Consider the following 6,532-nt stretch of genomic DNA (forward strand, 5'->3'; position numbering starts at 1 on the left):
TACGTTTCATCCTGCTGCGGCCTCCGCACCGGGAGCGGGCACGGTACGCACAGTGGCGCGTCCGATTTTCGGCAATGCCCCCGCCGCGCATCCTGACGGGAGTTTGCGGTGGTCGATCGAGCTCATCGGTGACCGCTGGTGTGCCGAATGGCCGTCCGACCGGCCGCGTTCAGGACCGGTCGAGCTGACTGGACGCTTCATCGTCAACATCGTCTGGACTGGATCCGAACATCCCACCCCGGTGCGGGGCAGAGTTCGGCGCATTCAGCTCGTCGAGCAGTGCATCGAACCCGCAGCGAAGGGTGGGCGGCGCATGGTCGAGGGCTCGGAGCGGCTGAGCGATGTGGAGTCCACCCCACAGCGTTTCTGGTCGGACTGGGCCGCGTCGTCCGACGATCCTGTCGTCGCGACCGGGGTGCTGCTCGAACTCGACCTCGATGAGGTTCCGATGGCCGAGACCAGGTTCAAGGCCGGTACCGTGTCGGTCCACGGCTGTGATGTGTGGGTGATGGACAGGTCTGATCCTGTTCTGCTGCATGTCGATACCTCGTGCACACCCCCGAGGGTGACCGAGTTCCTTTTACCGTTGACGATCGAACCGCCCACGCGGGGGTGGGCCCGGGCGGTCCACGCCGATGCCGGGGGTTGTTGGATCACCTCCCGGTACGAGGTGTTCCGATGTGAACGCACCGCACCGACCGCGGTGACCATCGAACGCGTCACCACCGACGGTGGGTTCGGTGTCGTCGACGACGGGCAGCTGTTTCTGCGTACCTTCCCGCGCCCGACCATGCGTACCAGTCGCCGTTACGGTGTGGTTCGTGTCGAACCCGACGCCTATCCCGTGCGCATATTCAACGACGACCGGCAGTTGGCTCCGGTGGAGGACCCGGCGCTTGCCGCTCGGATAGCAGCGCAGCGGGTGACACCCGACACTGCTCGGGCTGTCGACGGCACAGTCTGGATCGCCGCCGGAGATCTGATCGCGCTACGTCCGGACGGCACCCGCGATCGAATCGATCTCGAGGCACGAACCCATGGCGCTGTGCACTGGATCCGGTCCGACCCGAGGACCGATCCGAAGAATACGGACATCCTCACCGTGATCTCGCTGCCGGAGCCGGACGAACGGTAAGAGAGCAGATCCACGACCAGAGTTGTCCCTGGTCAGACCGCGATGGTCATTCCCTGGGGGAGCTCGCCAGCGGATGCATTGGTCGGACACGCTCTATCTCGGTTGCACAGCTCCGAGTGGTCCGGCCGGTGCGGCGAAGGTCACCACGTGATCGGAAAGATCAGTCGTCCATCGGATACGGGATTTCTTCTGGCAGGTGGTATGCCGAAACATCGAGTCGAGACGCTTACCCGCAGGGCGGCCACCGCGCCGCTTGCGTTCCGGCATCGGCTCCGTCGCCGGCTCGGGGGCTGTTGTCATGCGATCCTGGGGGCATGTTCGTGCCTGAGGAGCACTACCTGAACGTCTGGACGTTTTCGATCGCCGGACCGGATGCACTGCACGACGCTCCGGCGAATATGGTCGGTGCATGTCACGCCGTGGGGCGAGATCTGCAGTGCCGCTGGCACGGTCCCGACACCTATGTGCAGAACTGCCTGTGGACGGTGTCGGTGCTCGATTCCGGTCACTGCCACCTGTTGCTCGCCGCCGGCCCCCGGCCCCGGCGCAAAACTGTGGGGACCACGACGCTCAAGAGTCTCGGGTTCGGGGGTCTGCACATCGAGCAGTCGGTGCAGGAGTTGACCGTATTCATCGCGGGCGAGGTGCAAGATCAGCTGGCCGGGGGAATGCCTTTCGTGCAGTGGCCCATCAACGAGCAGCGACTGTTGATGCCGACGTTCCGAGACGGCAATCCTGTGTGGGTGGCGCGTAGCGCTGATCGTGTGATCGCCGGAGCCTGGGTCGGCATCGACGCGGCCGCCCACGCCGTGCCCGGGCACTGTGCTGCCACCTATGCACGTCTGAGTGATGCGGCCGCGATGGTCGGGACCTGCACCCAAACGCCGTGAACACCACGTCTACCCGCAACGGGTCTTCAACTATCCGCTCACACAAGACGTGGGGATCATGGCGCCCTTCGGGTTGCTGGCCATCGCTCCGGTGATGCTGCAAGCACACCACCACCGGAGCAGCACCGCACACACGACCCTTGCCGCACTGACGTGCTCGGTCCTGCTCACTTTCTCCCTCGATCTTCACAAGCTCGGCCATCGCCCCCAAGGATCAGCTCTGCACATTCAAGGTGAGGGCCTCGCGCATGACCTCCGCGACGTGTCGCCCCTGATAACCTATGGGACAGTGAACACCTCCTTCTGTCCTTGAGAATCGACTCTCACGTCGATCGTGAACGCCACCACCCACGCGCGGTGGTGATTCCGTGCGCCCCGAGTGGGGGCCCGATGCGGGCCCCCGACTCCGCCTCCACTCGGAATCACACTTCTCGGAGTTCTCATGCGCCGTCTTCCCCTGTCTCGCCGTACTTCTCTGCCTCACGCCGACCTGATCGGCGACTGCCGAAGCTGTACTGCTTTGTGCTGCACCGCTTTCGGGTTCGTCCGCTCCGCCGACTTCGCTACCGACAAGCCCGCCGGGACGCCATGTCCACACCTCGGATCGGACTTCTCCTGCACCATCCACGACGCGTTGAGCCCGCGCGGCTACCGCGGCTGCACCGTGTTCGACTGCTTCGGTGCGGGACAGGCGGTCTCCGCTCGGATCCCCGCCGAACACGTCGCCGCGGTGTTCCCGAGAATGAAGCAGCTGCACGAGATGCTGTGGCATCTCGACGAGGTACAGCGCCGTGCATTCGCTCCCGAAACCGTCGCCGCCGCCCGCACACTCGGCTCCTCGATCACCCGGTCCACTCGTAGCGACGCCTCCGAACTGCTCAACCTCGACCTGGATGTCGTGCACGAGCAGGTGCGCGTCCTGCTCGTCGACGTCAGTGTCGAACTGCGCGCGTCGTATCTTGCCTCTGCCGCACCGGATCCCCAGCTGGGTCCCGGCGCAGACCTGGCAGGCCGATCCCTGCGCGGCCGCCTCTTGTGCGGCGCCGACCTGCGAGGCGCATGCCTGATCGGCACGGACCTGCGGGACTGCGATCTGACCGCGGTGGATCTGCTCGGCGCCGACCTGCGCGATGCCCGCCTCGACGGCGCCGATCTGTCGTCGGCGTTGTACCTGACCGGCCCGCAGGTGGCGGCGGCGCGCGGTGATCACGACACGACGCTGCCCTCATGGGTGCCGGCGCCCTCGTGGGGCAGGCAACCCTGAGCTGCCCGAACCACCGGCCCCACCGACCCCGTCGGTCCCTCCTGGCACACTGGGTTCGCACATGCGTACGACGACCGCGGGAAGGTGGGTGCTCCGATGGCGAGCCGGGACGAGTCGGGCCTGCTCGAGTGGGTCGCGTCGTACCTGGAGACACTGCAGACCGCGAAACGCTCGGCGCACACCGTCAAGGCCTACCGCCTGGATCTGCACGGCGTGTGTGCCGCACTCGCGGCGGCGCGCGGCGCCGTCCCGGCGGAACTGACCATCGCGGACCTCACGATCCGCGCATTGCGTACCGCGTTCGCCACGTTCGCCCGCGAACGCCAACCGGCGTCGGTGCGCCGCGCGTGGTCGGTGTGGAACAACTTCTGCAACTTCCTCGTCACCGAGAGGCTCTCCGAGGGCAATCCGATGGCCTCGATCACCCAACCGAAGCGACCCGAACACACCCCGAAGGCCTTCAAGCCGGCCGCCGTCGGGCAACTCGTCGACACCTTGACCCACGACACGCAGCATCCGAGCGGATCGTCGCGGGATTGGCCGCAGCGCGACCTGGCGTTGGTCGCGACACTGCTGCTCACCGGGATCCGATCGGAGGAGTTGATCTCGCTGGATCTGGGGCACATCCTCGGCGGGATCGACGCCCCGATCCTTCGGGTCCACGGCAAGGGCGCGATCGAACGGGAAATCCCCCTCGAAGACAGCTGGACGGCGATCGTGTCCACCTACCTGCACGAGCGCTACACCCGGTTTCCGCCGCTGCGGCGGTCGGTACTCGCCGACCGCACGGATCTGCCGGTGTGGGAGCGGCACACCCCGGCCGATCCGTTGTTCGTCGGGGCCGATGGGCAGCGCATCACCCGCGGCACCCTGCAGTACCGGGTACGGCGCATGTACCGGCGGGCCGGCATCGAATCCGAGCGGAAGCGGGGAGCGCTCGCGCACGCGCTGCGGCATACCTTCGCGACCTCCCTGGCCGACAACGGTGCCACGATGGTCGAACTGCAGCAGTTGCTCGGGCACCGATCCTTGCAGACCGTGCAGATCTACACCTCGGCGACCAACGATGCGGTGCGGCACGCGGCCCGGCACAACCCCGTCTACGGATTGCTCGGCGGATCCGATCGCACTGTGGACGACGGCGAGAGCTGACAGACTGGTTCCGAACCGCAGTGTCGAGGTGCGCTTCCCTGCGTGAGGACGCACCGAGAACAACGAAGGAGCTTGTATGAGCGTCGAATCGGTGGAAGCTGCGCGTCATCGCGTCGTGGTGATCGGATCAGGGTTCGGTGGGTTGTTCGCCGCGCAGGCCCTCGCCCGCGCCGATGCGGAGGTCACGTTGGTAGCACGTACCACCCATCACCTGTTCCAGCCGTTGCTCTACCAGGTGGCGACGGGCATCCTCTCGGTCGGTGACATCGCCCCGGCCACGCGCATGGTGTTGCGCAAGCAGGACAACACCCAGGTACTGCTCGGGGAAGTCGACGACATCGATCTCGAGAACCGGACGGTCGGGTCCCAATTCCTGGAGCGACGCACCGTCACCGAATTCGACTCGCTGATAGTCGCGGCCGGCGCCGGCCAGTCCTACTTCGGCAACGATCATTTCGCCGAGTTCGCGCCCGGTATGAAGACGATCGACGATGCGCTCGAGTTGCGGGGACGGATTCTGGGGGCGTTCGAGCAGGCCGAGTTGTCCGACGACCCCGAGGAACAGGCCCGGTTGCTCACCTTCGTCGTGGTGGGCGCGGGTCCGACCGGTGTGGAGCTGGCCGGACAGATCGCGGAATTGGCGCATCGCACCCTCAAGGGCACCTTCCGCAATATCGACACGACACGGTCGCGCGTGGTGCTGCTCGACGGCGCATCGGACGTGTTGCCCGTGTACGGCGGGAAGTTGTCGAAAAAGGCCCGCCGAACCCTCGAGGGCCTCGGTGTGGAAATTCAGCTGGGCGCGATGGTCACCGGCGTCGACGCAGACGGCCTGACGGTCAAGGAGAAGCACGGCACCGAGCGACGTCTCGAATCGCAGTGCAAGGTGTGGTCGGCGGGGGTGGCGGCGAGCCCGCTCGGCAAGCAGCTGGCGGAACAGTCCGGTGCGGGCATCGACCGGGCCGGCCGGGTCGAGGTCCTGCCGGACCTGTCGCTGCCGGGGCACCCGAACGTGTTCGTGATCGGCGACATGATGTCGCTCGACAAGCTTCCGGGGCTCGCGCAGGTCGCGATGCAGGGCGGCAAGTACGCGGCGAAGCAGGTCGTCGCCTCGCTCGAGGGGCAGGATCCGTCGCAGCGGCCACCGTTCAAGTACTTCGACAAGGGCTCGATGGCCACGATCTCGAGGTTCAGCGCGGTCGCGAAGGTCGGCAAGCTCGAGATCAGTGGTTTCCTCGGCTGGATCGCGTGGTTGTTCATCCACCTGCTGTATCTGGTGGGGTTCTCGTCGAAGATGTCGACGTTGTTGTCGTGGGCGCAGGCGTTCTTCTCGGCGGGGCGCAACGAGATGGCGGCGACGGAGCAACAGGTGTTCGCGCGGATCGCGATCGAGCGGCTCCGCGACCACGAGAACGGCATCGGCACGGGCACCGACGCTGCCGCCGAGAAGGACACGGACCCGGTGCCGGGGGGTCGCAAGGCCGCCGGCTGACAGGTCACCGCGCGGTCAGTTCCCGATGCGGGAGCTGTCCTCGATGTTCGCGAGCCGCACCTGGCCCTGGGAGACGAGGCGGTCCTGCTCGTCGGTGATCAGCACGCGCCACAGCTGCTGGGTGCGGCCCCGGTGGATGGGGGTACCGACGGCGGTGAGGACACCTTCGCGAGTGGCGCGCAGGAAGTCGGTGTTGTTGTTGACACCGACGACGTTGCCGCGGTCGCCGAACCAGGTGGCGCCGCCGATGCTCGCGATCGTCTCGATGACCGCGCAGTACACGCCGCCGTGCACGATGCCGTAGGGCTGATGCTGAGTGGGGCTCACCGTCCACTGCGCCCGGACCGCGTCAGCGGTCAGTTCCAAGAATTCGAGCCCGAGCGCCGTCCCGAAACCGGTGCGATTGAAGGCGGTCATCTCATCGAGCGTGGCGGTGGGATCGGGGATGGACTGATCGGTCATGTCTGGGCATTCTCCTGCTCGATCGGGGCCGGCGGGGCGCCGGTGGCCGTCGAACTATGGTAGGACATGGTCGTTTTCGCCGGTGGCGCCGCAAGCCCCCATGGCGGGTTCCGAACAGAGCGGCGGGCCTCGCGTGG

6 protein-coding genes are annotated in these 6,532 nt (G+C 66.6%); 5 read left to right on the forward strand and 1 reads right to left on the reverse strand.

Going from position 1 to position 6,532, the window contains the following annotated elements; translation table 11 throughout:
- Positions 1–52: 52 nt before the first annotated feature.
- The 5 genes from ACFWB0_RS15220 (at position 53) to ACFWB0_RS15240 (ending at position 5,933) form a co-directional block, all read left to right on the forward strand.
- On the forward strand, positions 53–1,135 hold the full coding sequence (locus ACFWB0_RS15220) for a hypothetical protein (protein ID WP_378491290.1): 1,083 nt from the start codon (positions 53–55) through the stop codon (positions 1,133–1,135).
- Between the two features lie 314 nt (positions 1,136–1,449).
- Complete coding sequence (locus ACFWB0_RS15225; RefSeq protein ID WP_378491291.1) at positions 1,450–2,025, forward strand: hypothetical protein; 576 nt, start codon at positions 1,450–1,452, stop codon at positions 2,023–2,025.
- Positions 2,026–2,467: 442 nt separating this feature from the next.
- Positions 2,468–3,289: a pentapeptide repeat-containing protein gene (locus ACFWB0_RS15230; protein WP_378491292.1), complete on the forward strand. Its 822-nt coding sequence runs from the start codon at positions 2,468–2,470 to the stop codon at positions 3,287–3,289.
- Between the two features lie 96 nt (positions 3,290–3,385).
- Positions 3,386–4,441 carry a tyrosine-type recombinase/integrase gene (locus ACFWB0_RS15235; protein ID WP_378491293.1) on the forward strand — a complete coding sequence of 352 codons (1,056 nt, stop codon included), beginning with the start codon at positions 3,386–3,388 and terminating at the stop codon, positions 4,439–4,441.
- Between the two features lie 76 nt (positions 4,442–4,517).
- A complete protein-coding gene (locus ACFWB0_RS15240) occupies positions 4,518–5,933 on the forward strand; it encodes an NAD(P)/FAD-dependent oxidoreductase (RefSeq protein WP_378491294.1) in 1,416 nt (471 codons plus the stop codon).
- A 15-nt stretch (positions 5,934–5,948) separates the two neighbouring features.
- On the opposite strand, the gene ACFWB0_RS15245 is transcribed toward ACFWB0_RS15240, so the two are convergent.
- Positions 5,949–6,395, reverse strand: a complete 447-nt coding sequence (locus tag ACFWB0_RS15245; protein WP_378491295.1) for a PaaI family thioesterase — start codon at positions 6,393–6,395, stop codon at positions 5,949–5,951.
- Between the last annotated feature and the right edge of the window lie 137 nt (positions 6,396–6,532).

Source organism: Rhodococcus sp. NPDC060086, assembly GCF_042730275.1.
Classification (GTDB): Bacteria; Actinomycetota; Actinomycetes; order Mycobacteriales; family Mycobacteriaceae; genus Rhodococcus.